Source organism: Glutamicibacter uratoxydans, from assembly GCF_006539925.1.
Lineage (GTDB): Bacteria > Actinomycetota > Actinomycetes > Actinomycetales > Micrococcaceae > Glutamicibacter > Glutamicibacter uratoxydans.
In genome coordinates this window covers 1-26,005 of record NZ_BJNY01000008.1, presented here as the reverse complement: position 1 = coordinate 26,005, position 26,005 = coordinate 1, and the positions used below count along the sequence as shown (strand labels likewise).

Below are 26,005 nucleotides of genomic sequence, written 5' to 3'. Positions count from 1 at the left end.
GCATATGGCGCTCTAACGCCCCCTCAAGCTGGATCCCCCCTCAGCAGATCACCCAAACTCGCTCAGATGGCGCTTTCTGTGGCTTCTGCGGCTGATTTAGGCCACAGAATCCCCGATATTTTTGCTCTAGGCGGTAGAATTAGAGGCAGTGAATTGTCTGCGCCGCGGTGCATGCCGCGATGGGATGATTCAGACCAAGATCGTCATGCGCCTCCCGTCAAGGAAGCGCCTCTGGTTATCGCGCGCCAAATTCGAGGAGTTCGTAGCACCCGTGTCTACCGAAAACGCTTCACCGCAGGAGCCGGACAACATCCCAGAACCTGCAGAATCGATGACTTCCAAAGTCGAGCACACATACGGCGCCCAGGATATTACCGTTCTCGAGGGACTCGAAGCGGTACGCAAACGCCCGGGCATGTACATCGGTTCCACAGGCCCCCGCGGCCTGCACCACCTGGTATATGAAGTCGTTGACAACTCTGTCGATGAGGCGCTAGCAGGCTACTGCGACACCATTACCGTCACGCTGCAGGCGGACGGCGGCGTGCGCTGCGAGGACAACGGCCGCGGCATCCCGGTGGATATCCACCCCACCGAAGGCAAGCCGACCGTCGAGGTCGTGATGACCATCCTGCACGCCGGCGGCAAATTCGGCGGCGGCGGCTACGCTGTCTCCGGCGGCCTGCACGGCGTGGGCATTTCCGTGGTCAACGCGCTGTCCTCCAAGGTGGAAACCGTGGTGCGCCGCCAGGGCCATGCCTGGCGCATCGGCTACTCCAACGGCGGCCACACCACTTCCCCGCTGGCCAAGGGCGAAGCCACCGAAGAAACCGGCACCACCCAGACCTTCTACCCGGACCCGGAGATCTTCGAGACCACCGAGTTCGACTTCGAGACCCTGCGCGCCCGCTTCCAGCAGATGGCCTTCCTGAACAAGGGCCTGCGCATCATCCTGGTCGACGAGCGCATCCAGGAAGTCGAAGAGCCTGAGGCAGAGGTCGACGAAGAAGTCGAGAAGCAGGTAGTCAAGCCCCGCCGCGTGGACTACCTCTACAAGGACGGCCTGCTGGACTATGTCAAGCACCTGAACGCCGCCAAGAAGGTCGAGCTGGTCCACGAGGAAGTCATCGCCTTTGAGGCGGAAGACTCCAAGCGCGGCATCAGCCTCGAGATCGCGATGCAGTGGACCACCGCCTACGCGGAATCCGTGCACACCTACGCGAACACCATCAACACCCACGAGGGCGGTACCCACGAAGAGGGCTTCCGCGCCGCACTGACCGGTCTGCTCAACCGCTATGCGCGGGATAACAAGATCCTGCGCGAGAAGGACGACAACCTCACCGGCGACGACGTGCGCGAAGGCCTGACCGCGGTGATCTCCGTGAAGCTCGCCGAACCGCAGTTCGAAGGCCAGACCAAGACCAAGCTGGGCAACTCCATCGCCCGCGGCTTCGTCCAGGGCGTGGTCAACGAGGAGCTCGGTGACTGGTTCGAACGCAACCCGAACACCGCCCGCGACATCATCCGCAAGGCCCAGCTGGCTTCCCAGGCCCGCATGGCCGCGCGCAAGGCCCGCGACAACGCCCGCCGCAAGTCCCCGATGGAATCCTTCGGCATGCCCGGTAAGCTTTCGGACTGCTCCTCGAAGAACCCGAGCGAGTGCGAGGTGTTCATCGTGGAGGGCGACTCCGCGGGCGGCTCCGCCAAGCGCGGCCGCAACCCGCACACCCAGGCCATCCTGCCGCTGCGCGGCAAGATCCTGAACGTGGAGCGCGCCCGCCTGGACCGCGCACTGGGCAACGCCGAAGTGCAGTCGATGATCACCGCCTTCGGCACCGGCATCGGCGAAGAGTTCGACATTTCCAAGCTGCGCTATCACAAGATCGTGCTGATGGCGGATGCCGACGTGGACGGCCAGCACATCACCACGCTGCTGCTGACCCTGATCTTCCGCTTCATGCGCCCGCTGATCGAACAGGGCTACGTCTTCCTGGCCGCTCCCCCGCTGTACCGCATCAAGTGGTCCAACGCCCCGCATGACTATGTCTTCTCCGACAAGGAGCGCGACCAGGCATTGGTGGAAGGCGCCGCCGCAAACAAGCGCATCCCGAAGGAAAACGGCATCCAGCGCTACAAGGGCCTGGGCGAGATGGACTACTCGGAGCTGTGGGACACCACCATGGATCCCGAGCGCCGCACCCTGCGCCAGGTCACCATGGACGACGCCGCCGCCGCGGACGAGGTCTTCTCCGTGCTGATGGGCGAAGACGTCGAATCCCGCCGCAACTTCATCCAGCAGAATGCCAAGGACGTCCGCTTCCTGGACATCTAGGCGAGGCTGCCACGGATCATAGAAACTTTTGAGCTAGAGGGAAGAAATTGAGCGACGAGCAGACCCCTGAAAACGAGCCGCTAGACGGCGAGGTCGTGGAGAACCACGAGCACGGACGCATCGACCAGATCGACCTGCAGACCGAAATGCAGCGTTCCTACCTTGACTACGCCATGGCGGTCATCGTGGGCCGTGCGCTGCCGGATGTGCGCGACGGCCTGAAGCCCGTGCACCGCCGCGTGATCTACGCGATGTACGACGGCGGCTACCGCCCGGAGCGCGCCTACAACAAGTGCGCCCGCGTGGTCGGCGAGGTCATGGGCCAGTACCACCCGCACGGCGACACCGCCATCTACGATGCGCTGGTCCGCCTGATCCAGGACTGGGTCATGCGCTACCCGCTGGCCCTGGGACAGGGAAACTTCGGCTCGCCCGGCAACGACGGCGCCGCCGCCCAGCGTTACACCGAAACCAAGATGGCCCAATTGGCCATGGAGATGGTCCGCGACATCAACGAGGACACCGTTGATTTCCAGGACAACTACGACGGCAAGAACCAGGAGCCGACGGTTCTGCCGGCCCGCTTCCCGAACCTGTTGGTCAACGGCTCCTCCGGCATCGCCGTGGGCATGGCCACCAACATCCCGCCGCATAACCTGCGCGAAGTGGCCGACGGCGTGCAGTGGTACCTGCAGAACCCCGAAGCCACCCGCGAAGAGCTGCTCGCCGCGCTGATGCTGCGCGTGAAGGGACCTGACTTCCCCACCGGCGCCATGATCCTGGGCACCAAGGGCATCGCCGACGCCTACCGCACCGGCCGCGGCTCGATCACCATGCGCGCAGTGGTCAACGTGGAGGAGATCCAGGGCCGCACCTGCCTGGTGGTCACCGAGCTGCCGTACATGGCCAACCCGGACAACCTCGCGGTGAAGATCGCCGAGCTGGTGCGCGACGGCAAGATCGCAGGCATCGCTGACATGCGCGACGAGACCTCGGGCCGCACCGGCCAGCGCCTGGTCATTGTGCTCAAGCGCGACGCCGTGGCCAAGGTGGTGCTGAACAACCTCTACAAGCACACCGAGCTGCAGTCCAACTTCTCCGCGAACATGCTCGCGATCGTCGACGGGGTGCCGCGCACCCTGCCGTTGGACGGGTTCATCCGCCACTGGGTCACCCACCAGATCGAAGTGATCGTCCGCCGCACCGCCTACCGCCTGAAGAAGGCGGAGGCCGAGGCCCACATCTTGAACGGCCTGCTCAAGGCGCTGGATGCGCTGGACGAGGTCATCGCGCTGATCCGCGCCTCGCAGACGGTGGAGATCGCCCGCGAGGGGCTCAAGGACCTGCTGGACATCGACGACGAGCAGGCCCAGGCCATCCTGGACATGCAACTGCGCCGTCTGGCGGCCCTCGAGCGCCAGAAGATCCTTGACCAGCACGCCAAGCTGATGGCGCTGATCGCCGAATACAAGTCCATCCTGGAATCCCCTGCCCGCCAGCGCGAGATCGTCTCCGAGGAACTGGCGGAGATCGTGGACAAGCACGGCGACGAGCGCCGCACCAAGATCCTGATGGGCTACGACGGCGACATGAGCGTCGAGGACCTGATCCCCGAAGAGGAAATGGTCGTCACCATCACCCGCGGCGGCTACGTCAAGCGCACCCGCATCGACAACTACCGCTCGCAGGCCCGCGGCGGCAAGGGCATCAAGGGCGCGTCGCTGCGCGGCGATGACGTGGTGGAGCACTTCTTCGTCACCTCCACGCACAACTGGCTGCTGTTCTTCACCAACCACGGCCGCGTCTACCGCACCAAGTGCTACGAGCTGGCAGAGGCCGGCCGCGACGCCAAGGGCCAGCACGTGGCCAACGTGATGGCCTTCCAGCCCGAGGAGCACATCGCCCAGGTGCTTGACCTGCGCACCTACCAGGACGCGCAGTACCTGATGCTGGCCACCCGCAACGGCCTGGTCAAGAAAACCCGCCTGGAAGACTACGACACCAACCGCACCGCCGGGGTGATCGCAATCAACCTGCGCGAGGGCGACGAACTGGTCTCCGCACAGCTGGTCAGCGAATCGGATGATGTGATGCTGGTCTCGCGCAAGGGCCAGTCGGTGCGCTTCACCGCCACCGATACGGCACTGCGCCCGATGGGCCGCGCCACTTCCGGTGTGACAGGCATGAAGTTCCGCGACGGCGACGAGCTGCTGGCCGCCGACGTGGTCCGCGAGGACTCCTACGTCTTCACCGTCACCGACGAGGGCTTCGCCAAGCGCACCACGGTGGACGAATACCGCGTGCAATCCCGCGGCGGCTTGGGCATCAAGGTGGCCAAGCTCAACGAGGAACGCGGCGAACTGGTCGGCGCCATGATCGTGGATGAACACGACGAGGTGCTGGTCGTCATGGGTTCGGGCAAGGTCGTCCGCTCCGCGGTTTCGCAGGTTCCATCCAAGGGCCGCGACACCATGGGCGTGATTTTTGCGAAGCCTGACAAGAAGGACCACATTATTGCGGTGGCTAAGAATACTGAAACCGAGCTTGAAGAGAACTCGGAGGAAGATGCCGTAGCCTTAGATCCAGAAAATATCACCAACGAGTCATCAGCTGCGCCGGAAACCGCTTCCGAGCCCAGCGAGGATGACACCACTAACGGAGGTAACGCATGAGCACGCCCTCGACGCCCCGCCCCAGTGGCAGTGCCCCGAAGAGCGCAGCGCCGCGGCCTACCCAGGTAAAGCGTCCGACGGCCGCCGGTACCGGTAGCCGTCCAGCCCCGGGGCAGCGCCCCGCCCCCGGATCACGCCCAACTGGCGCCCGGCCAACCACCACCGCACAACAGCGCCCTGCCAACGGGCAGGAGCGGTTGGTGCGTCCAGCACCCAAGGCGAAGGTCCGCAAGGCCCGCCTGTTGGTGTCCAAGGTTGAACCGTTCTCTGTCTTGAAGATTGCATTCCTGCTCTCAGTGGCCTTCGGTGTGATCACCGTGGTGGCTGCGGTAGGCATCTGGGCAGTCCTGGATCTGAGTGGCACCTTCGATTCCTTCAATCAGCTGATGCGCGACGCCATCGGCGCTGAGGACAACTTCGACCTCCGGGATTCCATCTCCCTGGGCCAGGTAGCGTCCTACGCGACGATTATCGCCGTGGTCAACGTGGTTGTGATTTCGGTTGTTTCGATGCTTGGAGCGGTGCTCTACAACATCGGTGCGTCGCTGGTCGGCGGCGCCGGAGTGACCCTCACCGACGACTAGCAACACCCAAGTCGAGCCCGGGATTCATGATGTGACGCATGACACCCGGGCTCGATTTGTATCTTTGCAAAAACCCCGGTAAAGTTTTATTTCGTTCCGAAGGGAACAAAACAAAAGCAAGGGCGTATAGCTCAGGCGGTTAGAGCGCTTCGCTGATAACGAAGAGGTCCCAAGTTCAAGTCTTGGTACGCCCACCGAATCCTTGCTGGAGAGAAAGAGGAAGTAATGAAAAAGTTCCTGGTTCTCGCAACGGTTGCCACTGCTGCGGTAGTGTTGATCAAGAAGGTAAAGGCTTCTTCGGAAACTAAGGAAACCTGGCATCAGGTAGCCGATAAAGTTTCCTAAAGCTTTTGGGGCCTTAGCTCAGTTGGTAGAGCGTCTGCTTTGCAAGCAGAATGTCAGGAGTTCGATTCTCCTAGGCTCCACAGATAAGATCTGCGGAAAGCGAAAGCTTTCCGCTTTCTTGTTCAAGACCGCCAGCCGGTCGGAAGTGGAATTCTTCCAAAACTAAATACGGGGCCTTAGCTCAGTTGGTAGAGCGTCTGCTTTGCAAGCAGAATGTCAGGAGTTCGATTCTCCTAGGCTCCACAGAAAAAGACGGGAAGCGAAAGCTTCCCGTCTTCTGTTTTCCCCGCATGATTCTGCGCAGGCGCATAATGAAATCAGCAGCATATCCAAGGGGTGGAAACAATGCCGGAAACTCAAGAATCCATGCAACAGGCCGATAGGATCGAGAACGCGGTCAAGAAGGTTGTCGCCCTGGGGCCCGATTTTTTGCACGGAGACATGAGCGCGCAGGCCATGACGGATGCCATGATTGCTGCAGTGCACAGCTATCAAGCTGAAGAAGAGGCTGACGGACGTGATGGCGCGCCTCTAGGAGCCAGGTCCTTCAAGCTGATGCCAGTTCTCCAAGAACTCATCACCTGTGGCGGCGGATATCAGGCAAACCGCTGCGACGCGGACTGTGTAGCGAACACCATCCGCCAGCTAGTCGATGAGTTTCCGCTTGGCGCATAGCGTTCCGTGCTTAAGCCGACCTCGAGGCGACCAGCGAACGCACAAAATCGTAGTGTTCCAATAATTCATCGCCGATCCTCTGCCACGAACGATCCCGCACGCTTTCCAATGCAGCGGCGGCGAAAGCCGAACGCTTCGCCTCGTCATAGACAAGATCGCTGACGCGGTAGGCCAGTTCATGCAAGGCTTTTGGCTCATACAGCCAGCCGGTGCGGGAGGAATCGACAAGATCCAAAGGGCCTCCTCGGCCAACTGCCACGACAGGCACGGCACAGGCCATGGCTTCCTGAATGGTCTGGCAGAAAGTCTCCGACTCCCCCGGGTGGACGAAGACATCGAGGGAAGCCATGACCTCGGCAAGCCGGGCACCGGAAAGGAAACCGGTAAAGTGGGCGTCCGGCAAGGCGGCTTTCAGCTCCTGAGCCATTGGCCCCGAGCCGACAACCACTAGACGGGTGCCTGGAAGGCTGGAGAGCACTTTGAGGTCCTCTACCTGCTTATCCGCAGACAACCGCCCCACATAGCCAATGAGGCGCTCTGAATTGGGTCCAATGGCTTTCCTGAACGCTTCATTTCTGCGGTGCGGAGCAAATTGCGCCGTATCCACTCCCCTGCGGAATATCTTCAGCCGTTCAATTCCCAGGGATTCGAGCTGTTGATATGAGAAGCTGCTGGGCACCAGCGTCAGGTCAGCAGCATTGTGAATAGATCTGACATGATCCCACAGGCGTTCAGCAAGCCAAGGGAACTTGTATCTGGCGGCGTAGGCGGGCACTTCCGTTTGATATACAGCCACAGTAGGCAGGCCAAGCTCCTGCGCAGCCCGCATCGCTTTGCTGCCCAAGAGGAACGGGCTAGCTAGATGGACGACATCAACTTGCTCGTTGACAAGAATCTTGCGAATTCGGTGCACTGAAGCAGTCGAGAGGCGCACCTCGGGATACATCGCCAATGGAACCGAAGGCACGGTGACCACTTTGAAACCTTGATATCGACGAGGAACTGCTCTGCCGCTGAGCTCATTGACCAATGAGCCAGCTGGCGCGATTACTACAGCCTCTTCCCCGCGCAGCCGCAGATGCTCCAGGGTGCGCAGAATTGAATTGGTGACTCCGTTGACGTGCGGAAGGAATGATTCAGCAAAAATGGCAACTTTCACACTTTCACCATCGACCCCTCAGATGTCATCCGCGTGAACTGGATTTGCTGAGTTCGTGAACAGATGACCACCTGGGCCCATACATGAAGTTGAATCACATCAACGATTATTGGAAAGATTAACCGGTGAACAATGAGATGCCACCACCAGTCCAGGTTGAGAAGCAACAGCTCGAACAGCGTGACTCGCAAATTGCGGTTCTGCTTTTCCCCGTCCTGATTCTGCTTGGCGGGATTATTGGGGTGCTCTTTCCACAGGCCTTCACAGGGCTGTCGTCATGGATCAATCCCCTGCTCATGGTGATCATGTTCTGCATGGGCCTGACTTTGACGCTGCCAGACTTTGGCCTTGTTTTTAAGAACCCGCTTCCAGTGATCGGCGGAGTTATTGCTCAGTTCGCCATCATGCCGGGGTTGGGCTGGGTCGTTGCAGAGCTTTTGGACCTAGACCCTGCGCTGGCCGCCGGAGTCATCCTCGTAGGCTGTGCTCCAGGTGGAACAGCTTCAAATGTCGTCTCGTATCTTGCGCGTGGAAACGTTGCACTCTCAGTAGCAATGACATCCATCTCTACTCTTCTGGCACCACTGTTTACTCCGATGCTCGCCCTGTGGCTGGCGGGCCAGTATATGCCCGTCAACGCGGCGGCTATGGCTGGCAGCGTCATCCAGATCGTCCTCATTCCGGTGGTGCTTGGCTTGGTGCTCAGAATGCTGCTGAACCGAGTGGTGGTTAAGGTACTTGGCGCACTGCCTTGGCTATCTGTCACTGCAATTACTGTGGTTGTGACCATCATTGTCGCTGGCAGCGCAGGAACGATACTTTCAGCCGGCCTGTTGGTGCTGGTGGCAGTGGTTCTTCATAACGGTTTGGGGTTGGCGCTCGGATACGCGGTCGGCAAATTACTGCGTCTTCCAGAAACTTCCTGCCGCACCATTGCTATTGAAGTGGGGATGCAGAACTCAGGCCTGGCAGGCGGCCTGGCGAAGCAATACTTCTCCCCTGAAGCGGCATTGCCAGGGGCTGTATTCTCGGTTTGGCATAACTTGTCTGGTGCGATGATCGCAGCCTACTTTAGGCGTCAAGATCGAAAGAAAAGAGACCGCTAAACAGGATGCAACCTGTATATATTCTTTTTCCTTCATATAAAATATTATGAAGTGTCATCAGTGCGAGAATAAGCGGAGGGGGCCGATTTAGAGCAGGGCTGACAGACCGGTAGCCTTAGTTGGTGACATTTTTGCTTGCTATCGCTGGAATTCTTGGGGTCTCCGCGTCAGGTCCAATCATTGCAGCGTTTCCTGGCGTTCCGGTTTTATCGATGGCGTTGTGGCGCAATGGCGCGGCTGCTGCGGTCTTAGCGGTACCCACGATTCAGAAGAACAAGCGGGCATTCCTAGATATCACCACCCGGGAATGGTTTTATACCGGTGTCGCGGGTACTGCCTTGGCACTGCACTTCGTCTGCTTCATGTACTCAATGCGCATGACCAGCGTCGCGGCCGGCACTGCCCTAGTGTGCATCCAAGGCGTTTGGATCGTACTTTTTCAAGCGATCCGCAAAGTCAGCTACCGCATGCCGGTTTTCTTCGGCATGGCTATTGCCATACTCGGGGTTCTGCTGATCACCGGGTTAGATTTAGGCCAAGGCCGGGAAGCGATCATCGGCGACCTTTTGGCGCTGGCAGGTGGCGTTCTCGCTGCAATCTATACGCTTGCCGGAGCGGCGGCACGGCGGACGATGAACACTGGCACCTATGCGACAAGCTGCTACACCATTACCGCTGCCATTCTTCTAGTGCTTTGTTTGCTCGTAGGACAGCCTATTTGGGGATTCGATGCGACCGGATGGTTCGGAATCATCCTGCTCACTGTCTGCGCGCAGCTGCTCGGCCATACAGCCATGAACCATTTGCTTGATGCGCTTGGACCGCTGACGGTTTCAACGCTGATCCTGCTTGAAATTCCAGGTGCGGCCTTATTAGCTGCAGTATTTCTTGGGCAGGTCGTACCGGCGGCGACCTACTTGGGCCTTGCCGTGATCCTGGTGGGACTCGTGCTCATCGTGCGCGGACAAGTCCCACCGAAAACCGTGGCTACGTAGTCTTACTGTTCATCAGAGAGTATTTTGCGAACTTCTTCTACCGAGACTTCACGTTCTTCGACAGGGAGGTGCGCTTCAGGATTGGGTGCCTCGTTTTCCCACGGATCCTCAATGGGCTTGGATGCTTTCCAAACAGCGACCAAGATGGCAATGATGCCGCCAATAAGGCCTACGGCTAGGAGCTTCTTAGCTCCGCTCTTCTTGCTCATGGACTCTCCTTCGCAGTGATCTAGGTTTTCCTCGGACAGTTCAAGCCTAGGAGCGGGGCACGTCAAGAGCCAGTGTTTGACGGGGCGACACCAGAACTTTCATGAGATTTTCACTGACCGCGTAGGTTCTTGTTTAGCGCGGTAGGCGGTGCTCATGGAAGAATGAAGAGCATGACCGCAAACGCAACGCATAAAGCCACGATTCACACCTCTTTGGGCGACATCGTTGTCGATCTGTTCGGCAACCACGCACCAAAGACTGTCAGCAACTTCGTTGGCCTGTCGACCGGTGAGCAGGAGTGGGTTCACCCAGAGACCGGTGACAAGAAGACCAACACCCCGCTGTACAGCGGCACCGTCTTCCACCGCATCATCGCCGACTTCATGATCCAGGGTGGCGACCCACTGGGCCAGGGCTTCGGCGGTCCAGGCTACCAGTTCGACGACGAGATCCACCCAGAACTGAACTTCAACGAGCCATACAAGCTGGCCATGGCCAACGCTGGCATCCGCATGGGCCGCGGCACCAACGGCTCGCAGTTCTTCATCACCACCGTTCCAACCACTTGGCTGCAGGGCAAGCACACCATCTTCGGTGAAGTTCTGGATGCAGACTCGCGCAAGGTTGTTGATGCTTTGAACGCTGTCGCCACCGACGGTCGTGACAAGCCATTGGAAGACGTAGTTATCAACTCGATCGATATCGAGACCCTGTAACTTCTCCGTCGTACGACTCGAAGGCCCTGGTGATTCCCCTGTGGAGTTGGCAGGGCCTTTGCTGCTTAAAAACCTAGTTCCCAGTCAATGAATCAACGCAAGGTATACCTCGATGTCTTACGGGCAAGTGAATCCCCAAGGTCAGCCCCAGCCAACGTGCTTTCGTCACCCGCAGACCATCTCGTATGTGTCGTGCAACCGGTGCGGTAGGCCGATTTGCCCGCAGTGCCAGGTTTCTGCTCCGGTAGGAGTGCAATGCGTTGAATGCGTACAGCAGGCAAACAAGAACATCCCCACGCAAAAGACCCAGTATGGCGGCCGCCTGCGTTTTGGGCTGCCGCTGATGACCTCGATCTTCATTGGGATCAATATCGTCGTCTACCTGCTGCAGCTGATCATTCCCGGATTCACCAATCAGCTCGTCTTGGTTCCAGGACTTGCCGCCTACCAGCCGTGGCGTTTGGTGACCAGCGCTTTCGCCCATTCACCAAGCTCAATCTTCCATATCTTGATGAATATGTATGGCGTGTACATCTTCGGCGTCATGCTTGAGCCTCGGTTGGGCCGACTGAGATTTGCCTGGCTCTATCTACTAAGCGCTGTCGGCGGATCACTGGGCGTCATGCTGCTCAGTCCGGCGAATACAGCGACTCTGGGCGCCTCAGGGGCACTAGCCGGCTTGTTCCTTGCCACGATCATTTTCCTTCGCGGCAATAAGCCTGCGGTCCAGCAGCTGGGTATTGTTCTTGCGTTGAACGTGGCATTGGGATTCCTTGTTTCAGGGATCTCTTGGCAGGCCCACTTGTGCGGTGCTGTTGCTGGCATTTTGGCCGCTGTGTGCATCGTTGCCATTCCTCGAAGTAATCCACAGCGCACGGTCATTCAGTTGTCCCTGCTGGGGGTCCTGAGCGTTGTGATTGCATTGGCAACCTATTTGGCGGTTGCAGCGGCGAAATGGACCATCGGGTAGTTCGAAAACAGGCAACGGGGATATCCACATTAGTTATCCACACTGTTAATAACTTACACCCGTGTAACTCTGCGCAGCGTCAACGCGAAGACGCCTTTAGTTTCACAAAATTTCACTACATATGCCCATTGGGAGATGGATACTCACAAACTTCTCCCCAGTTGTGGATAACTTTTAAACACCCCCTGTAGACAGTGGGGTTGCGAACCGAAAACCTGTTAATAACTCTCCGTTCGAATCTTTAAACGAAGGTGAATCTTTGGGCCAAAAGAGCCTGTGGTCAACTCTCCACAGGTGAAATCCACAGTGTTAATAACTGTTTTGCACACGGTACTTTTTGCGTTATATCGATCTGATTAGGCCTTTTGCTTGAATCAGCGTCCTATTTCAATACTTGTCCCCACTTGTGGATAAAGTTGTGAACAAGTGTTGGTTTTTGGTAATCCACAGCCTCTGTGGATATGTGTGGATAACGACTGGTTAGTTGGTGAAAACCGGGGCAATGAGCAGTGTCGCAAAGATCAGCATCAATACGCAGATGGCGGCATCGAGGATTCTCCACGAGTGGGGATTGGCAAAGAATCTGGACAGGAATCGAGCGGCAAATCCTAGAGCCGTGAACCACGTAAGGCTTGCCGCCATGGCACCGAGAGCAAAGGCGAAAGCGCCATCGCCCTGAGCGGCTCCAATAGAGCCGAGAAGCAAGACGGTGTCGATATACACATGGGGATTGAGCCAGGTGAGCATCAGGGCGGTGATTGTCACTGAGAATGCGGAAGTCTGGACCTTGCTGGAGGATGAATCAAGACTGCTGGGTGCGATGGCGCGGCGCAGGGCAAAGAATGCGTAGCAAACTAGAAAAATCGTCCCGCCGACCCTGGCCACCGTGAGTATCCACGGCGCACGCTCAACAATAAACCCGACACCCGAAACGCCAGCGGCAATTAGGATGATGTCGGAAATTGTGCAGAGAAGCACTGTCAACAGAACGTGCTCTTTGCGGATGCCCTGGCGCAGGACAAAGGCATTCTGCGCGCCGATGGCTACGATGAGCGACAGTCCTGTGGAAAAGCCAAGCAGTAGTGAAGGTTGAAGCATGAAAATACGATACGAATCTCGAGTAATCTGTGTCGAACTTAATTATCTGAAGCTGCATTAGGATTCCTAATGTGAATCTTGATGTAGAGCACTTACAGACACTGCTAGCGGTCGTTGATGCCGGAAGTTTTGATGATGCATCGATCGACATGGGGATTACCGCATCTGCGGTGAGCCAGCGCATTAAGGCCCTGGAAAACAGGGTGGGGGCTGTGCTGTTGGTTCGAAGTAGGCCCGTGGTGCCGACGGAACAAGGAACTCGGATTCTTCGGTATGCACGGCAAATGACCGCCTTGAGCGCCGAATTTTCCCATGAGCTGTCGCGATCGGGTACACAGCGGCTGTCGATCGGTGTGAATGCGGATTCCTTGGCAACATGGTTTGCTCCAGTTTTGGCCCAGCTCGCACAATGGTCAGAAATTTCCCTTGAAATACTGCGCACCGATGAAAATATATCGCTGGATCTGCTGCGCAGTGGCCGAGCCAGTGCAGTAGTCACCAACAGTGCGGTTCCCGCGCAAGGGTGCACCGCCAAGAAACTGGGTAGCATGCGCTATTACGCTGTGGCCGCCCCGAATATTGTTGAGGAGTACTTTCGCGGCAGTACTGCCCAGAATTTCATCGATGCCCCAATGGTGCTCTTCGATCGAGAAGATCCACTGCAGCATCACATGCTTGAGCAATTGGGATTGGAAACTGCAAAACTCAATGGACGCGTTTGCATGATCCCCGATTCATGGCAGTTCGTGCATGCCATCCAGTCGGGCATTGGCTGGGGTATGGTTCCAGAGCAACAGCTGAAAGGCAGCAACGGCCTGGTTAAACTCAACGAGCGCTGGCATATTGACGTTCCGCTGTTCCTCCAGCGGTGGTCGCTGCAATCGAAGCTGCTGCAACGGCTGGAATCGACTTTGGTCACAGCGGCACGCGAGAGCGGGCTGGATTTGCTAGCCTAGAGGCCGAGCGGATATCAGATCCGCGCCCGGACGAGGGAGCCGTACCCGGAACAGACGACAAGACGGCCAGAAGAGGAATCTGGCTATGTCTTGGCTTGTCTTGATAATTTCCGGCATGTTTGAAGCAGTATGGGCCATTGCACTAGGCCGTAGCGAAGGGCTGTCGCGACTGGTCCCCACGGTGATTTTTTTCAGCGCCCTGTTGGTTTCCATGGGAGGCTTGGCCTTTGCCATGAAAGAAATCCCCACCGGAACCGCATACGCAGTCTGGGTGGGGATCGGCGCTTCCCTAGCGGTGGTCTATTCGATGGCCACCGGACAAGAACCTTTCACCATCATGAAAATGGTCTTTATTCTTGGCCTCATAGGATGCGTTATTGGCTTGAAAGCCGTCAGCCACTAACTATTTCCAGCCCGTGGTCATGAAGAATCCAACCATCGCAATGCCGAAGCCGATGACGATGTTCCAGCCGCCGATGTTCGGGATCGGGAAGAGCGTCTGCGAGATGTAGTAAGTCATAATCCACACCAAGCCCAAAAGCATCAACCCGAACATGACGGGTTTGTACCAAACCGGCAGTTCCTTATCAATGGAGTGGGCTGACTGGCTCTGCTGGGACTTTGGCTTGTTCTTGCGTCGTGGCTTTGACTCCGGCACTCGAATGCTCCCTTAGCTTCTTCCGCATACTGTAGTAAATGTGGGAGACGCCGAGGTCTTCCCGTAGGCTTGTGGCAAGAATAGCCTCGAGGTAATTCGAGTATTCCTGTACAACACCTTCAATACTAACTGCAATGGTATGGGCTCACAGTGTTATCCAGTCGTGTGCGCAAGCCATTGCTGGATATTTGCAAGTCCTTGCCATAGGAGCATGATCTTCGTGAACCGTGCCGCTACAGCTACGGGCCGACGAGCGGTCCGCCGCCGCCAGTCTGCAGGAAGCAGGGTTGTCGGCTTTTTCGGCGAGCTGCTGATTACCCTTGGCATTGTCCTGATGCTCTATGTCGCTTGGGAACTATGGTGGACGAACATCGATTCAGCCAACGCCCAAAACGAGGTAACCAGCAATCTGGTCCAGGAACTTGGCGATGTCGTCATTCCCGAAGCAGATCATCCACAGGCTGAAGAGGAAAAGGACTACGGTCCGGCGCCAATCACAAAGATCGGCCCGGGGGAGACCTTTGGCATTATGTATTTCCCCAGCTGGGGCAGTTCAGGCATCTACCACCCGGTGACTGAAGGAGTCGAGGATGCGGTCATCGACAACCTTGGCATCGGCCACTACCCAACCACGCAGCAGCCCGGAGAAAAAGGCAACTTTGCCGTTGCCGCACATCGGCAGACCCACGGCCAGGTCTTCTGGGACATCGACAAGCTGCACGAGGGTGACAAGATCTACCTGCAGACCAAAAAGGGGTATTACACCTACACCTGGTATGACACGGAGATCGTCGAACCCTCTAACGGGGAAGTCCTGCTACCTGTGCCTCACCAATGGGGCATGAAGCCCACCGAATCAATATTGACGATGACTACCTGCCACCCGAAATACACCACCAGGCAGCGAATGATCGCCTACTCGAAACTCACCGATTGGCGTCCGCTGGATGCCGGACCGCCGTCCGAAATCCGCGATCTCGTCGCCAAGGCCACCAGCTAGGGGAGCAGCATGTACTCTTGGATATTCCGCAATCTTCCGGGCCCTTTGTGGCTTCGTATTATCGAAGCATTGATTCTCATTGCCGCCGTCGTGCTATTACTAATGATGTATGCATTTCCGTGGCTGAATCAGTACATCAGCCCGTTCACCGACTCAACGATTGGCCAAAGCACGCAGTGAGCACCATCAAGATCCTCGTGATCGACAACTATGACAGCTTCGTCTATACCCTGGTGGGCTACCTGCAGGAGCTCGGCGCGGAGACCACCGTGTACCGCAACGACGACCTGAGCTTCGACGAGGTATCGCGGCTGGCCGCTGGCTATGACGGCGTCTTGGTTTCCCCGGGTCCCGGTGACCCAGCAGGAGCCGGCGTGAGCATCGACCTGATCAAGTGGTGCGGCGAGCAGTCAAAGCCGATGCTGGGGGTCTGCCTTGGCCACCAGGCGCTCGCCGAGGCCTATGGCGGTACCGTCACCCATGCCGAAGAGCTGATGCACGGAAAGACGTCGCTGGTGAACCACCAGGAACACCCGATTTTTGCACAGGTGGCCAACCCGTTTACCGCTACCCGCTACCACTCGCTGGCGGCCGTGCGCGAAACGATTCCCGAAGAGCTCGAGATCATCGCAGCCACCGAGGGCGGCGTCATCATGGGCCTTGCACACCGCAGCGCCCCGCTGTGGGGACTGCAGTACCACCCCGAGTCCGTGCTGACCCAGCAGGGCTACCAGATGCTCGGCAACTGGCTTGAGTTTGTGGGCCTTGAAGGCGCAGCGCAGCAGGCGGCAAAGCTCAGCCCGCTGTTCAGCGGCGAATAGGCGGCAGACGAACAACGCGCCCGGAGATTCCGGGCGCGTTGTGCATTTAATGAGGGCTTAGTTGTCCTTGGGCTTGTCGGTAGGCATGGTCTTGTTCCTGCCGTTGCCCGAGTTCTCCTTCTTGCCCTTGTTCGAGGAGTCTTCCGTCGGACCCGGAGCTGCCGGGTTCTCGATTGAATTCGAGGATTCGTCGGTGGGGGACGGCGTCGGGGTAGGCGTTGGCGACGGTGTAGGCTCCGGCAGCGGAACCGCTACCGAAATCTTCACCAGGCTGCCCTGGGCGACGTCGGTGCCGGCGGCGGGGTCCTGTTCAAAGAGCGTTCCAGGCTCCTGCGCTCCGGTCTCAACGTCCACGAACTGCACCTGGAGCTTGACGTCCTCGGCTTCCAGCAGCTTGCTGGCCTCGTCCTTGCTCATGTTAACCACCTCGGGGACCGTAACCTGTCCGGTGGAGAGGATCAGATCGACCTTGGTGCCTGCCTTGACCTTGGAGCCGAGCTCCGGGGTGGTGCCGATGACCCAGTCGGTCGGCACGGTGGCAGAGTTCTCCCGGCTGACTTCGCCGACTTCCAGGCCAGCTGCCCGCAGGGCATCACGCGCGGCCGCCTCGGACTGGTTGGCAATGTCCTTGGGGATGGTGCGCTGCTCGGAACCCTTGGAGATGTAGAGGTCGATCGTGGACTCTTGGCGGATCTTCGTCCCGGCGGCGGGGTCGGTGCGGGTGACCTTCCCCTCGTCGACGTCATCGCTGAATTCCTGCTGGACGTTGGCCCGGAAGGAGGCCTCAAGCAGGATGGCCTTGGCGTCGTCTTCCGACTTGCCTGCCACCTGCGGAACTTCGACCGGCGCGTTGCGCGCCTGCTCGGCCTTGTAGGAGTTGAAGACGACAAATCCTGCGATGCCGACGGCCACCAGTGCGATGATGCTCAGCAGCACGATCAGCGCGCGGTTCGACTTGCGGCGAGGGGGTTCGGGCACCTCGTCGTGGGAGGCGAACACCGGGTTCTCGTCGGTCATCGGTGCGGCGGCCGCATAGACGGTTTCGGTGGAATCGTGGCTGCCGTAGATCGGCATGGTGTAGGTGGGCACCGAGTGCTGGACGTATTCAATGCCCTGTGCGGCGTCTTCCAAGGCGTCGGCAAAGGCTCCGGCGGACTGGAAGCGCTCGTCGCGGTCCTTGGCCAGCGCCTTGAGCACGACCGCATCGTAGATAGTGTCTACCTGGCTATTGGCCTCGCTGGGCGGCACGGGGTCTTCGCCCACGTGCTGGTAGGCCACGGAGACGGGGGAGTCGCCGGTGAACGGCGGCTTGTGCGTCAGCAGCTCGTAGAACAGGCAGCCGGCGGAGTAGATGTCCGAACGGTAGTCCACCTGCTCGCCGCGGGCCTGCTCGGGGGAGAAGTACTGCGCCGTGCCGACCACCGCGGCGGTCTGGGTCATGGTGGCGGAGTTGTCCAGCGCCTGGGCGATGCCGAAGTCCATCAGCTTCACGTGGCCCGCGTCGGTGACCATGACATTGGCCGGCTTGATGTCGCGGTGGACCACGTTCTTGCTGTGCGAGTGGTCCAGCGCGTCGCAGACCCCGCGCATCAGCTCAACGGCGCGCTGCTGGTCCACGTCGCCGTCCGCAACCACCTGCTTGAGGGTGCGGCCGGTGACGTATTCCATCACCATGAACGGCAGCTGCTCGCTGTTGGCATCGGCGGCCGGCAGTTCGCCGGTGTCGAAGACTGCAACGATATTCGGGTGGCTCAGCCCCGCGACGGCCTTGGCCTCGCGGCGGAAGCGGTTCACGACCATGGGGTTGTTGGCGGTGTCGGGGCGCAGCACCTTCACCGCGACATTGCGCGCAAGAATCTGGTCGACGGCAAGGTACACGTCGGCCATGCCGCCGCGCCCGATCAGCGAATGGACCTCATAGCGCCCGTTGATCAGCCGCGGAAGGCCCGGCGGGAGTTGTTCTAGCTCGCTCATTGGTCTTCACTTGGTGCTTGCTTCTCCGAGGCGCCGGTGGGGCTGGAGGTAGGAGTCTCGGTCGGAGTGGCGCTAGGAGCCTCGGAAGGCTCCGGGCCCTTTGAAACCGTCAGCGAAACAGTGGTTCCCGGGGCAACCTCGGTATTCGCGTCCACGCTCTGCTGCAGCACGGTGCCGGCAACTGAATTGTCATAGACTTCGGTGCCCTTGACCGCCGCCAAACCGGAGTTCTGCAGCAGGGACTGGGCGGCGGTGAAGCTGCTGCCGACTACCGATGGAACCTTGACGGTCTGGGCCGCCATGGCATAGACCACCTTGATGGTTGATCCCTTTTCCACGCTGCCGGTCGGGTTCACCGAAATAACCTCATTGGGGCTGGCCTTCGATGTTTCCTCTGCGGTCGCGTCAACTGTCAATCCCAGGGATTCCAGCTTGGCGGTCACTGTATCGATATTCTGGCCCACCAGGGTGTTGCTGACCCGCACGTACTCGGTGGTCGGCGACTCCGATGGCGTTTCGCTCTCAGACTGGGTCGGAGTTTCGGATGGCGTCTCGCTCTCAGACTCGGTCGGCTCCGCGCTGGAGGTATCCTCGGTGACTTGAGTGTTCTCGGTCTGCGTTGGGGTTTCGTTCCCGGTACGGTTCAGCATGGGAACCAGCCAGAAGCCCAGGGCGATGAGCGCCGCGACGACGATCACTGCAACCAGCGGGATCACCCAGGGGCTGCGCTTGCGCTCGGGTTCGTACTCCTGCACATCCTCATGGTCGAAGCCCTGGTCCTGGGCGTCGGCGCTGGAGGCGCTGAACTCCTCGCGGCTGTTCGCCGGGGCCACCACGGTCGGCATGGCATTGGTCATGGCTGGCGCGGAATCCGCCTGCCCGATGGCCGGGGTCGCATCGTCGTCGAGGTTCATCGCCTGGGTGGCGGCGTCGACGATTCCCGTGGCGAGCATGCCCGGCACCGCGAGGGTTGCGGTGTTGGTGTCTCCGGCGCGCAGCGCGTCGGCCGCCTGGGCCAGAGCGGTGGCGTTTTCCGGGCGGTCGGAGGGGTTCTTGGCGAGCATCGACATGATCAGCTGGCGCACCGGGGCCGGCACCGATTCGGGCAGCGGCGGCGGGGCGTCGTTGACCTGTGCCAAGGCGATGGCGATCTGCGACTCGCCGGTGAACGGGCGGCGGCCGGCAAGGCACTCGTAGCCGATGACTCCCAGCGCGTAGATATCCGAGCTGCCGGTGGCGTTCTGTCCGGTGGCCTGCTCGGGGGCCAGGTACTGGGCGGTGCCCATGACCTGTCCGGTGGCGGTCAGCGGCACCTGGTCGGCCAGGCGGGCGATGCCGAAATCGGTGATCTTCACGGTGCCCGAAGGCATCACGAGGATGTTTCCGGGCTTCACGTCGCGGTGCACCAGGCCGTGCTCGTGGGCGGCGGCCAGGGCGCGGGCGGTCTGCGAGATCAGCGACAGGGTGCGGTCGATGTCCAGCTTGCGCTCACGCTCGATGATGGTCGACAGCGGCGGGCCGGGAACCAGTTCCATGACCAGGTAGGCCGAGCCCTCTTCCTCGCCGTAGTCGAAGACGCCGGCGATGCCGGGATGGTTCAGCAGCGCCGTGTGGCGCGCCTCGACGCGGAAGCGGGTGAGGAACGATTCGTTGTTCGTATATTCCTCTTTGAGAATCTTGATCGCGACAAGGCGTCCAAGAACCTGATCTCGCGCCTTCCAGACCTCGCCCATGCCGCCGATTGCAATGCGATCGGTCAGCTTGTAACGACCGCCCAAGGTGGTGCCGGTTACTGGCCTCACTTGTTGAACACCGCCTCTACCATCTTCTTCATGATTGCCCCGGCCGTGTTGTGGCCGGTGTTGTAGTCTACTTGCTCAAGGGTGACAGTGATTGCCACCTGCGGATCGTCGGCCGGTGCAAAACCGGTGATCCAGGAATTGACGATCGGAGTTCCGTCGTCCAGGTTTCTCACCTGCGCGGTGCCGGTCTTGGCGCGGAGGTCCACTCCCGGAACCCGGGCGTTCATCGCAGTGCCCGACTGAACCGGGCCCTTCATGAGCTCCTTCAGGTCCTTCGCGATCTCCGGCGAGGTGGCCGTCGAGAACTTCTCCGGCTTGGGCTGCTCGATGACGCGCAGGTCAGGGGCGATGACCTTCTCCACCATGTTCGGCTTCATGATCACGCCGTCGTTCGCGATGGCCATGGCGGTCATGTTCATCTGCAGCGGGGTGACCTTGTTGTTGAACTGGCCGATGGCCATCTGGGCCAGCTGGTCGGCGGTCACATCATTGGTGGGGAAGACGCTCGGGGTCACCGACTGCGGAATTTCCAGTTGCTGGCCAAAGCCGAAGCGCTCGGTGACGTCGGCAAAGCCTTCGTTGCCGATGGCCTGGCTCATCTCCACAAACGGGGTGTTGCAGCTCTGCGCAAAGATGAACGCCAAATCCGCTTCGGAACGGCGGCCGCAAATGCCCTGGCCGAAGTTCGAGAGCTGGGTGTTGGTGCCCGGCAGGGTGGCCTTCATCGGGTTCTTGATCGGCGTGGTCATATTGAACTTGCCGGATTCGAGGGCCGCCACGGTGCTGATGATCTTGAAGGAGGAGCCCGGGGCCACCAGGTTGCCGATGGCCGGGTTGACGTACTGGCTCAGCCCGTCGATCTCGCTGATCTTCTTGGCGTTCTTGGCAGCCTGCGTGGTGGAGTGCACCGCCAGCAGGTTCGTGTCATAGGTCGGGGTGGAGACCATGGCGCGGATCTTGCCGGTCTTCGGCTCGCTGACAATCACCGTGGCCCGCATGGACTTGTCGGGGATCGCGTCGTAGGCGGCCTGCTGCAGCTTGCCGTCGATGGTCAGCTGGACCGAGGCGCCTTCTGCCTGCTTGCCGGTGAACATGGCTGCCAGCCGGTCGTAGAGCAGGTCCGAACTGGTGCCGGTCAGCCAGTCATTGAGCTTGGACTCCAGCTGGGTGGTGCCGTTGGCCAGGGAGTAGTAGCCGGTCAGGTGCGCGTAGAGCTCCGGATCGGTGTACTTGCGCTGGTAGTTGAACTGCCCGTCGTCGGTTTCCACCGACTCCGCAATCGGCTTGCCGTCCACCAGGATCGCACCGCGCGGCAGGTCGAACTCGCGGAACAATTGGCGCTTGTTCAGCGCGTTGTCGTTCAGCGTTTCAGCATTGAAGAACTGGATGTAGCTCAGCCCGCCGAGGCAGATGATGAACAGCACCGTCAGGGCTACCCATACTCGCTTAATTGCGTGGTTCAATGCTTGATCACCGCCAGTCGTTCTTTGAGGGTGCTGGACTTGGGTGTGGCAATTTCATCGGTGGGTCCTACCGCGCCGGCCATGGGGCGGCGCGCATTGTGAGAAATGAGCAGGAGCAGGGCGATGATGATCCAGTTGGCCAGCAGCGAGGAGCCGCCGGCCGCCATGAACGGGGTGGCCAGGCCGGTCAGCGGGATGAGCCTGGTGACGCCGCCGATGATGACCACGCACTGCAGGCCCAGGGTGAAGGCCAAGCCGCTGGCCAGCAGCTTGCCGAAGGTGTCGCGCGAACCCAGCGCGGCGCGCAGGCCGCGGGAGACCAGCAGCAGGAACAGCAGCACGATGGCGGTGACGCCGATCAGGCCGATCTCCTCGCCGAAGGAGGCGATGATCATGTCCGAGTTGGCCAGCGGCACGCGGTAGGGCGAGCCTCCGCCCAAGCCGGTGCCGAACAGGCCGCCGTCGGCCATGCCGAACAGGCCCTCGACGATCTGGGCGCTGCCGCCGCGGGCCTGGTAGATCTCCGGGTCGAAGGCGTTGAGCCAGACGTTCACGCGGCGCTGCACGTGGTCCATGGTGGTGTAGGCGAAGATGCCGCCGGCGGCGACCATGGACAAGCCGATGAGCACCCAGGAGATGCGCGAGGTGGCCACGTAGATCATCAGGATGAACAGGCCGAAGAATAGGATCGCCGAGCCGAGGTCGCGCTGGATCACCAGCACGCCGATGGAGAGTAGCCAGGCGATGACCATGGGTGCCATGTCGCGCATGCGCGGCAGCTGCAGCGGGCCGAACTTCCGTCCGGCCATCAGGATCAGGTCGCGGTTCGAGGACAGATATCCGGCAAAGAAGATCGACAGCGTGATCTTTGCCAGCTCGCCAGGCTGCAGCGAGAATCCTGCGATGCGGATCCAGATGCGCGCGCCGTTGATGGTCACGCCGAGCTTGGGGATCAGCGGCAGCAGCAGCAGAACGATCGACACCAGCAGCGCGATATAGGTGAACTTGCGCAGGATCCGGTGGTCCTTGACCGCCCAGAGCACGATGCCCGCCACCACCACCGCGATGGCGGTCCACATCAGCTGCCGGGCAGACTGCGAGGTGCCCTTGGCGATGTCGATCCGGTGGATCATCGCCAGGCCGAGGGAGTTCAGCGCTACCGTAATCGGAAGTATTACCGGATCAGCATATTTGGCGAAAATCCGCAGAAGCACGTGGATTATCAGCGCCAAGAAGGTCATGATGCTCATCTGGATGATGAAGTTCTTGTTGTCGCTGACCTCGCTGGCGCTGCCCACGAGGAAGAATGCGGAGCCGCCTACGCATAAGGCGAGCAGCAACAGCAGCAGCTCGAGATTGCGCCGCGGCACCGGTGCGGTTTGCACATCGGTCATTGCATGATCTCCTGACAGTACGCTGGCAGCTGGGCTTGGGGCTTGTTGGACTTCGTGCTTCCCGGTACCTGGACCGGGCAGTTCTGCTTGGCGGTCACCAGCAGCTCTTGGATGATTGCCTGGGCATGTTCACGGCTGCTTGCTGAAATTGTCGATTCAACGCGCTGGCGCGAATACTCCGGCAGGGCTTCGAGGGGGACCGAGCTGACGGTGTCGATCTCGGAGAGGGATATCGGGCCGAGCTCCTGGGGCACGCCCTGGTAGATGGCGACCTTTCCGTCAACGGTGCCTACGAAGTACTGGGTCTGGGTCCACATGTAGCCCCAGGCGCCGAAGATGACCACCAGCAGGGTTGCCAGGGTCAGCAGGATCGGCATCAGCCAGCGGCGCCGCGGCATCGACTGGTCGATCGGGTCCAGCACTTCGCTGACTTCCGACGAGCGGTGGGTGAGCAGCACGGCGGCCCGTCGTTCGCCGGTGTGCTGGGTGACTACCGGGATCTGGCCGGTCTGCGTGGCCAGCTGCGCGGCGCCGACCAGCAGGTGGGGGCGCTGGGAGATTTCGTGGCGCAGCAGCGAAGCGCTGGCTTCCACGTCGCCTTCCGCAGCGATGGTCAGCTGGCCGGTGTCCGGCGCAGGCTCCGCCTCGGAATGCTCGCTTTCGGCCAGCGGGCCGACTTCGACCACCTCGAACATCACCACGGTGACGTTATCCGGCGCGCCGTTCTGCAGGGTCACTGCGACCAGGTCGTTGACCGCCTGGTCCATGTCTTCGGTGTCGCGGATGATCTGCTCGATGACCGGCACCGGCACGGCGTCGGTCAGGCCGTCGGAGCACAGCATCCATCGTTCGCCGGGGGAGGCTTCAAGCTGTTGGACGTCCAGTTCCGGCGAAGCGTCGGAGTCTCCCAGGACGCGCAGCAGCACGTTCTTGTGCGGGTGGACTTCTGCTTCTTTCTTGCTGATGCGGCCTTCGTCGACAAGGCGCTGCACAAAGGTGTGGTCCTTGCTGATTTGTTCGAAGACGCCATTTTTCAGCCGGTAGGCGCGCGAGTCGCCAATGTGCGCCATGTGCAGGGTGCTGCCCGAAAGCAGCAGCGAGGTAACGGTGGTGCCCATGCCCGAAAGCTTGGGGTTTGCACTGACCAGCTCGTTGAGCACCAGGTTGGCGGCCTGGATTTCATCAGGCAGCGCATTTTGGGGATCCGGGGTGACTTCGCGGTCCAGGTGGACCAGGTCCAGGACGGTGGACGCCGAGGCGACGTCGCCGCCCACATGGCCGCCCATGCCGTCGGCGAGCACCGCGAGGTGGGCGCCCACGTAGGCCGAGTCGTCGTTCTTCTTGCGGATTCGTCCGACGTCGGACTTGGCCGCAAATTTAAGCTTCAAAGCCATAGGCTAGGCCTTCAATTCCAGGACAGTCTTCCCGATGCGGATGCGTTGTCCGGGTTCCACCGCTTGAGCGCGGGAAAGCTGGCTGTCGCCAACGAACGTTCCGTTGGTTGAGCCGAGGTCTTCAATGAACCAGCGCGAGCCCTGTGGGAAAAGGCGGGCGTGGCGTCCTGATGCGTAGTCGTCTTCAAGGACGATGGTCGCATCTTGGGCGCGGCCGAAGAGCAGCGGCTGCCCTTGGAGCTGGATGATGCGTCCCGCCAGCGGGCCTTCGAGGATCTGCAGCGAAGTGGCGGCCTTGCGGGCGGCCGGCTCCGGCTCGGCAAGTTCGGGGTTCTTCTTCAATGCCCGAGCGCTCGGCTTGCCGGTGCGGGCGCGTGAACCAATGGCCAAATCGCGGCGCATGGATCCGACGACGCTGAGCACGAGCAGCCAGATGAGGACCAGGAAGCCTAATCGGAAGAGGCTTAGAACGAGGTCATTCATGCACGTTCTCCGTTGTTCGGGGTAATCAGGCGGAAGACAATTTTTGTCTGACCGATATTGATGATTGAACCGTCAAATATACGGGTTTCTGAGGTGATCTTCTTCCCGTCCACATAGGTGCCGTTGGTGGAACCTAGATCCGAGACTACATAAGTGGATTCACCGCGGGTCTCGACGCGCAGGTGCTGCCGGGAAACTCCGGAATCGTCAACCGGGATGTCGGTGCTTGCCGAGCGGCCCAGAACGATGGAGTGGTGGTGCAACGCGTAGCGCTGTCCATCGACTTCAAGAATCGCCTGCTTTGGAATGGCGGGGGCCGAGGGCTGGGGCTTTTCATAAGCGGTGGGGCGCGGCTGGGCGGTGGTCTTCGGCGCTGAGGACTCCGGCATCGGCTGGGCTCCCGAAGGGCGTGCCGCCGGCTCGCGAACCGGCGCCGAAGCTGCTGGCTTCGACGCGGCGTCCTTGATGGAGCCGTTGATCTCCATTTCGCCGATCCTGAAATTCGGGTCGGCAACAAAATGGATCATGATGTCGGATTGAACCGAATAACCCTGGGTGGTTGCGTGATCGGCGGTCACTCTTGCCAGTTCATTGACTACGGCGGATCCCCAGCCCTTGGCCGTCTCAAAGTCGGCCTCGCTCAAGGAGACGACGAAATCGTTGGGCGCCAGGCTGCGTCCTTCGCTGATGGGCAGAATGCCGCGGTCCATCTCATTGCGCAGAGCGGTGGTGAGCTCTACCGGTTTGATGGCGCTGGTGCTTTTGCCACGAAAGAAGCTAGTGACGACCTTCTCCAAGCCACGTTCGACCTTGTCGAGAAAGCCCATTACTCGTGCTCCTTCCTATGTTGCCGGATAACCATGTAGTCCTTTGCCCGGTGACCTGGAATGGCCTGCGCACAGAACTTCATAGTTGATCTTACTGTTTTCAGCTGGACAATTGCCGGAAATTGACTGTCTAACAGTTGTTATCGGGAGGTTCGAAAGCGGGGCGCAAAAAGAACTTAATGTGTCGCTGACCACAAAGTACCGTTTCGATTAGGTGATCGCCAAAAGTGTGTGTAAGCTATTTCTTGTTGCACGGAAGTGGGAACGAAAAAATGAATATGCGCGAGTGGCGGAATTGGTAGACGCGCTGGCTTCAGGTGCCAGTGATCGCAAGGTCGTGGGGGTTCAAGTCCCCCCTCGCGCACAAA

24 protein-coding genes, 4 tRNA genes and 1 riboswitch are annotated in these 26,005 nt (G+C 60.0%); of the genes, 17 read left to right on the top strand and 11 right to left on the bottom strand.

Annotated elements, in window-relative coordinates; genetic code table 11:
* The first annotated feature begins 331 nt into the window (after positions 1-331).
* From gyrB to AUR04nite_RS07765, 8 genes are all read left to right on the top strand, one after another.
* Positions 332-2,335 carry a DNA topoisomerase (ATP-hydrolyzing) subunit B gene (gene gyrB, locus AUR04nite_RS07795; protein ID WP_218024663.1) on the top strand — a complete coding sequence of 668 codons (2,004 nt, stop codon included), beginning with the start codon at positions 332-334 and terminating at the stop codon, positions 2,333-2,335.
* A 47-nt stretch (positions 2,336-2,382) separates the two neighbouring features.
* Positions 2,383-5,007 (top strand): DNA gyrase subunit A, encoded by a 2,625-nt coding sequence (gene gyrA / locus AUR04nite_RS07790; protein ID WP_141363673.1) that lies wholly within the window; start codon positions 2,383-2,385, stop codon positions 5,005-5,007.
* Complete coding sequence (locus AUR04nite_RS07785) at positions 5,004-5,591, top strand: DUF3566 domain-containing protein (RefSeq protein WP_141363671.1); 588 nt, start codon at positions 5,004-5,006, stop codon at positions 5,589-5,591. Before gyrA ends, AUR04nite_RS07785 begins: the two co-directional genes overlap by 4 nt.
* Before the next feature lie 120 nt (positions 5,592-5,711).
* A tRNA-Ile gene (locus tag AUR04nite_RS07780) sits at positions 5,712-5,785 on the top strand.
* Positions 5,786-5,816: 31 nt separating this feature from the next.
* Positions 5,817-5,936 (top strand): DLW-39 family protein, encoded by a 120-nt coding sequence (locus AUR04nite_RS18530; protein ID WP_218024655.1) that lies wholly within the window; start codon positions 5,817-5,819, stop codon positions 5,934-5,936.
* Positions 5,937-5,943: 7 nt separating this feature from the next.
* A tRNA-Ala gene (locus tag AUR04nite_RS07775) sits at positions 5,944-6,016 on the top strand.
* Between the two features lie 90 nt (positions 6,017-6,106).
* Positions 6,107-6,179 (top strand) — tRNA-Ala (locus tag AUR04nite_RS07770).
* A gap of 102 nt (positions 6,180-6,281) precedes the next feature.
* Positions 6,282-6,611, top strand: a complete 330-nt coding sequence (locus AUR04nite_RS07765; RefSeq protein WP_141363669.1) for a hypothetical protein — start codon at positions 6,282-6,284, stop codon at positions 6,609-6,611.
* Between the two features lie 10 nt (positions 6,612-6,621).
* On the opposite strand, the gene AUR04nite_RS07760 is transcribed toward AUR04nite_RS07765, so the two are convergent.
* Positions 6,622-7,770 carry a glycosyltransferase family 4 protein gene (locus AUR04nite_RS07760; protein ID WP_141363667.1) on the bottom strand — a complete coding sequence of 383 codons (1,149 nt, stop codon included), beginning with the start codon at positions 7,768-7,770 and terminating at the stop codon, positions 6,622-6,624.
* Positions 7,771-7,907: 137 nt separating this feature from the next.
* Here AUR04nite_RS07760 and AUR04nite_RS07755 point away from each other — a divergent pair, with 137 nt between their 5' ends.
* Positions 7,908-8,876 carry a bile acid:sodium symporter family protein gene (locus AUR04nite_RS07755; RefSeq protein WP_141363962.1) on the top strand — a complete coding sequence of 323 codons (969 nt, stop codon included), beginning with the start codon at positions 7,908-7,910 and terminating at the stop codon, positions 8,874-8,876.
* 122 nt (positions 8,877-8,998) lie between these two features.
* Complete coding sequence (locus AUR04nite_RS07750) at positions 8,999-9,871, top strand: DMT family transporter (protein ID WP_141363665.1); 873 nt, start codon at positions 8,999-9,001, stop codon at positions 9,869-9,871.
* A 2-nt stretch (positions 9,872-9,873) separates the two neighbouring features.
* Here the strand turns inward: AUR04nite_RS07750 and AUR04nite_RS07745 are convergent, their stop codons facing one another.
* Entirely contained in the window at positions 9,874-10,080 is a 207-nt protein-coding gene (locus tag AUR04nite_RS07745; protein WP_141363663.1) for a hypothetical protein, read from the bottom strand.
* Between the two features lie 171 nt (positions 10,081-10,251).
* Here AUR04nite_RS07745 and AUR04nite_RS07740 point away from each other — a divergent pair, with 171 nt between their 5' ends.
* Both AUR04nite_RS07740 and AUR04nite_RS07735 read left to right on the top strand, forming a co-directional pair.
* Positions 10,252-10,797, top strand: a complete 546-nt coding sequence (locus tag AUR04nite_RS07740) for a peptidylprolyl isomerase (protein ID WP_141363661.1) — start codon at positions 10,252-10,254, stop codon at positions 10,795-10,797.
* 250 nt (positions 10,798-11,047) lie between these two features.
* A complete protein-coding gene (locus tag AUR04nite_RS07735; RefSeq protein WP_170184135.1) occupies positions 11,048-11,767 on the top strand; it encodes a rhomboid family intramembrane serine protease in 720 nt (239 codons plus the stop codon).
* A gap of 480 nt (positions 11,768-12,247) precedes the next feature.
* Here the strand turns inward: AUR04nite_RS07735 and AUR04nite_RS07730 are convergent, their stop codons facing one another.
* Complete coding sequence (locus tag AUR04nite_RS07730; RefSeq protein ID WP_141363657.1) at positions 12,248-12,865, bottom strand: LysE/ArgO family amino acid transporter; 618 nt, start codon at positions 12,863-12,865, stop codon at positions 12,248-12,250.
* Between the two features lie 71 nt (positions 12,866-12,936).
* Here AUR04nite_RS07730 and AUR04nite_RS07725 point away from each other — a divergent pair, with 71 nt between their 5' ends.
* On the top strand, positions 12,937-13,821 hold the full coding sequence (locus AUR04nite_RS07725) for an ArgP/LysG family DNA-binding transcriptional regulator (RefSeq protein WP_170184134.1): 885 nt from the start codon (positions 12,937-12,939) through the stop codon (positions 13,819-13,821).
* Between the two features lie 2 nt (positions 13,822-13,823).
* Positions 13,824-13,892, top strand: a riboswitch (guanidine-III (ykkC-III) riboswitch).
* Positions 13,893-13,906: 14 nt separating this feature from the next.
* The gene (locus AUR04nite_RS07720; RefSeq protein ID WP_141363653.1) at positions 13,907-14,224 is read left to right on the top strand and encodes a DMT family transporter; all 318 of its coding nucleotides are present in this window, start codon (positions 13,907-13,909) and stop codon (positions 14,222-14,224) included.
* On the opposite strand, the gene AUR04nite_RS07715 is transcribed toward AUR04nite_RS07720, so the two are convergent.
* The gene (locus AUR04nite_RS07715) at positions 14,225-14,479 is read right to left on the bottom strand and encodes a cell division protein CrgA (RefSeq protein ID WP_141363650.1); all 255 of its coding nucleotides are present in this window, start codon (positions 14,477-14,479) and stop codon (positions 14,225-14,227) included. It lies immediately after the preceding gene.
* Positions 14,480-14,699: 220 nt separating this feature from the next.
* Here AUR04nite_RS07715 and AUR04nite_RS07710 point away from each other — a divergent pair, with 220 nt between their 5' ends.
* Positions 14,700-15,479, top strand: coding sequence for a class E sortase (locus tag AUR04nite_RS07710; protein ID WP_141363648.1), 780 nt, complete (start codon positions 14,700-14,702; stop codon positions 15,477-15,479).
* A gap of 176 nt (positions 15,480-15,655) precedes the next feature.
* On the top strand, positions 15,656-16,300 hold the full coding sequence (locus AUR04nite_RS07705) for an anthranilate synthase component II (protein ID WP_141363646.1): 645 nt from the start codon (positions 15,656-15,658) through the stop codon (positions 16,298-16,300).
* Positions 16,301-16,357: 57 nt separating this feature from the next.
* On the opposite strand, the gene pknB is transcribed toward AUR04nite_RS07705, so the two are convergent.
* From pknB to AUR04nite_RS07670, 7 genes are read right to left on the bottom strand one after another with little or no spacing between them, the layout of a single operon-like run.
* Positions 16,358-18,274 carry a Stk1 family PASTA domain-containing Ser/Thr kinase gene (pknB, locus tag AUR04nite_RS07700; RefSeq protein ID WP_141363644.1) on the bottom strand — a complete coding sequence of 639 codons (1,917 nt, stop codon included), beginning with the start codon at positions 18,272-18,274 and terminating at the stop codon, positions 16,358-16,360.
* Entirely contained in the window at positions 18,271-20,076 is a 1,806-nt protein-coding gene (locus tag AUR04nite_RS07695; protein WP_141363642.1) for a protein kinase domain-containing protein, read from the bottom strand. The genes pknB and AUR04nite_RS07695 overlap by 4 nt, the downstream gene beginning before the upstream one ends.
* Positions 20,073-21,539, bottom strand: coding sequence for a peptidoglycan D,D-transpeptidase FtsI family protein (locus AUR04nite_RS07690; protein ID WP_141363640.1), 1,467 nt, complete (start codon positions 21,537-21,539; stop codon positions 20,073-20,075). Before AUR04nite_RS07690 ends, AUR04nite_RS07695 begins: the two co-directional genes overlap by 4 nt.
* Positions 21,536-22,933 carry an FtsW/RodA/SpoVE family cell cycle protein gene (locus tag AUR04nite_RS07685; protein WP_141363638.1) on the bottom strand — a complete coding sequence of 466 codons (1,398 nt, stop codon included), beginning with the start codon at positions 22,931-22,933 and terminating at the stop codon, positions 21,536-21,538. The genes AUR04nite_RS07690 and AUR04nite_RS07685 overlap by 4 nt, the downstream gene beginning before the upstream one ends.
* Positions 22,930-24,327, bottom strand: coding sequence for a PP2C family protein-serine/threonine phosphatase (locus tag AUR04nite_RS07680; protein WP_141363635.1), 1,398 nt, complete (start codon positions 24,325-24,327; stop codon positions 22,930-22,932). Before AUR04nite_RS07680 ends, AUR04nite_RS07685 begins: the two co-directional genes overlap by 4 nt.
* A 3-nt stretch (positions 24,328-24,330) precedes the next feature.
* On the bottom strand, positions 24,331-24,810 hold the full coding sequence (locus AUR04nite_RS07675) for an FHA domain-containing protein FhaB/FipA (RefSeq protein WP_141363633.1): 480 nt from the start codon (positions 24,808-24,810) through the stop codon (positions 24,331-24,333).
* Positions 24,807-25,637, bottom strand: a complete 831-nt coding sequence (locus tag AUR04nite_RS07670) for an FhaA domain-containing protein (RefSeq protein WP_141363631.1) — start codon at positions 25,635-25,637, stop codon at positions 24,807-24,809. The genes AUR04nite_RS07675 and AUR04nite_RS07670 overlap by 4 nt, the downstream gene beginning before the upstream one ends.
* 280 nt (positions 25,638-25,917) lie before the next feature.
* Here AUR04nite_RS07670 and AUR04nite_RS07665 point away from each other — a divergent pair.
* A tRNA-Leu gene (locus AUR04nite_RS07665) sits at positions 25,918-26,001 on the top strand.
* Positions 26,002-26,005 lie beyond the last annotated feature (4 nt).

Coding starts and splice junctions, on each gene's coding strand:
- AUR04nite_RS07755 (WP_141363962.1), top strand. CDS start 7,908: ATGCCACCACCAGTCCAGGTTGAGAAGCAACAGCTCGAACAGCGTGAC.
- gyrB (WP_218024663.1), top strand. CDS start 332: ATGACTTCCAAAGTCGAGCACACATACGGCGCCCAGGATATTACCGTT.
- AUR04nite_RS07765 (WP_141363669.1), top strand. CDS start 6,282: ATGCCGGAAACTCAAGAATCCATGCAACAGGCCGATAGGATCGAGAAC.
- AUR04nite_RS07745 (WP_141363663.1), bottom strand. CDS start 10,080: ATGAGCAAGAAGAGCGGAGCTAAGAAGCTCCTAGCCGTAGGCCTTATT.
- AUR04nite_RS07670 (WP_141363631.1), bottom strand. CDS start 25,637: ATGGGCTTTCTCGACAAGGTCGAACGTGGCTTGGAGAAGGTCGTCACT.
- AUR04nite_RS07675 (WP_141363633.1), bottom strand. CDS start 24,810: ATGAATGACCTCGTTCTAAGCCTCTTCCGATTAGGCTTCCTGGTCCTC.
- AUR04nite_RS07730 (WP_141363657.1), bottom strand. CDS start 12,865: ATGCTTCAACCTTCACTACTGCTTGGCTTTTCCACAGGACTGTCGCTC.
- AUR04nite_RS07680 (WP_141363635.1), bottom strand. CDS start 24,327: ATGGCTTTGAAGCTTAAATTTGCGGCCAAGTCCGACGTCGGACGAATC.
- AUR04nite_RS07685 (WP_141363638.1), bottom strand. CDS start 22,933: ATGACCGATGTGCAAACCGCACCGGTGCCGCGGCGCAATCTCGAGCTG.
- AUR04nite_RS18530 (WP_218024655.1), top strand. CDS start 5,817: ATGAAAAAGTTCCTGGTTCTCGCAACGGTTGCCACTGCTGCGGTAGTG.
- AUR04nite_RS07720 (WP_141363653.1), top strand. CDS start 13,907: ATGTCTTGGCTTGTCTTGATAATTTCCGGCATGTTTGAAGCAGTATGG.
- AUR04nite_RS07740 (WP_141363661.1), top strand. CDS start 10,252: ATGACCGCAAACGCAACGCATAAAGCCACGATTCACACCTCTTTGGGC.
- pknB (WP_141363644.1), bottom strand. CDS start 18,274: ATGAGCGAGCTAGAACAACTCCCGCCGGGCCTTCCGCGGCTGATCAAC.
- AUR04nite_RS07785 (WP_141363671.1), top strand. CDS start 5,004: ATGAGCACGCCCTCGACGCCCCGCCCCAGTGGCAGTGCCCCGAAGAGC.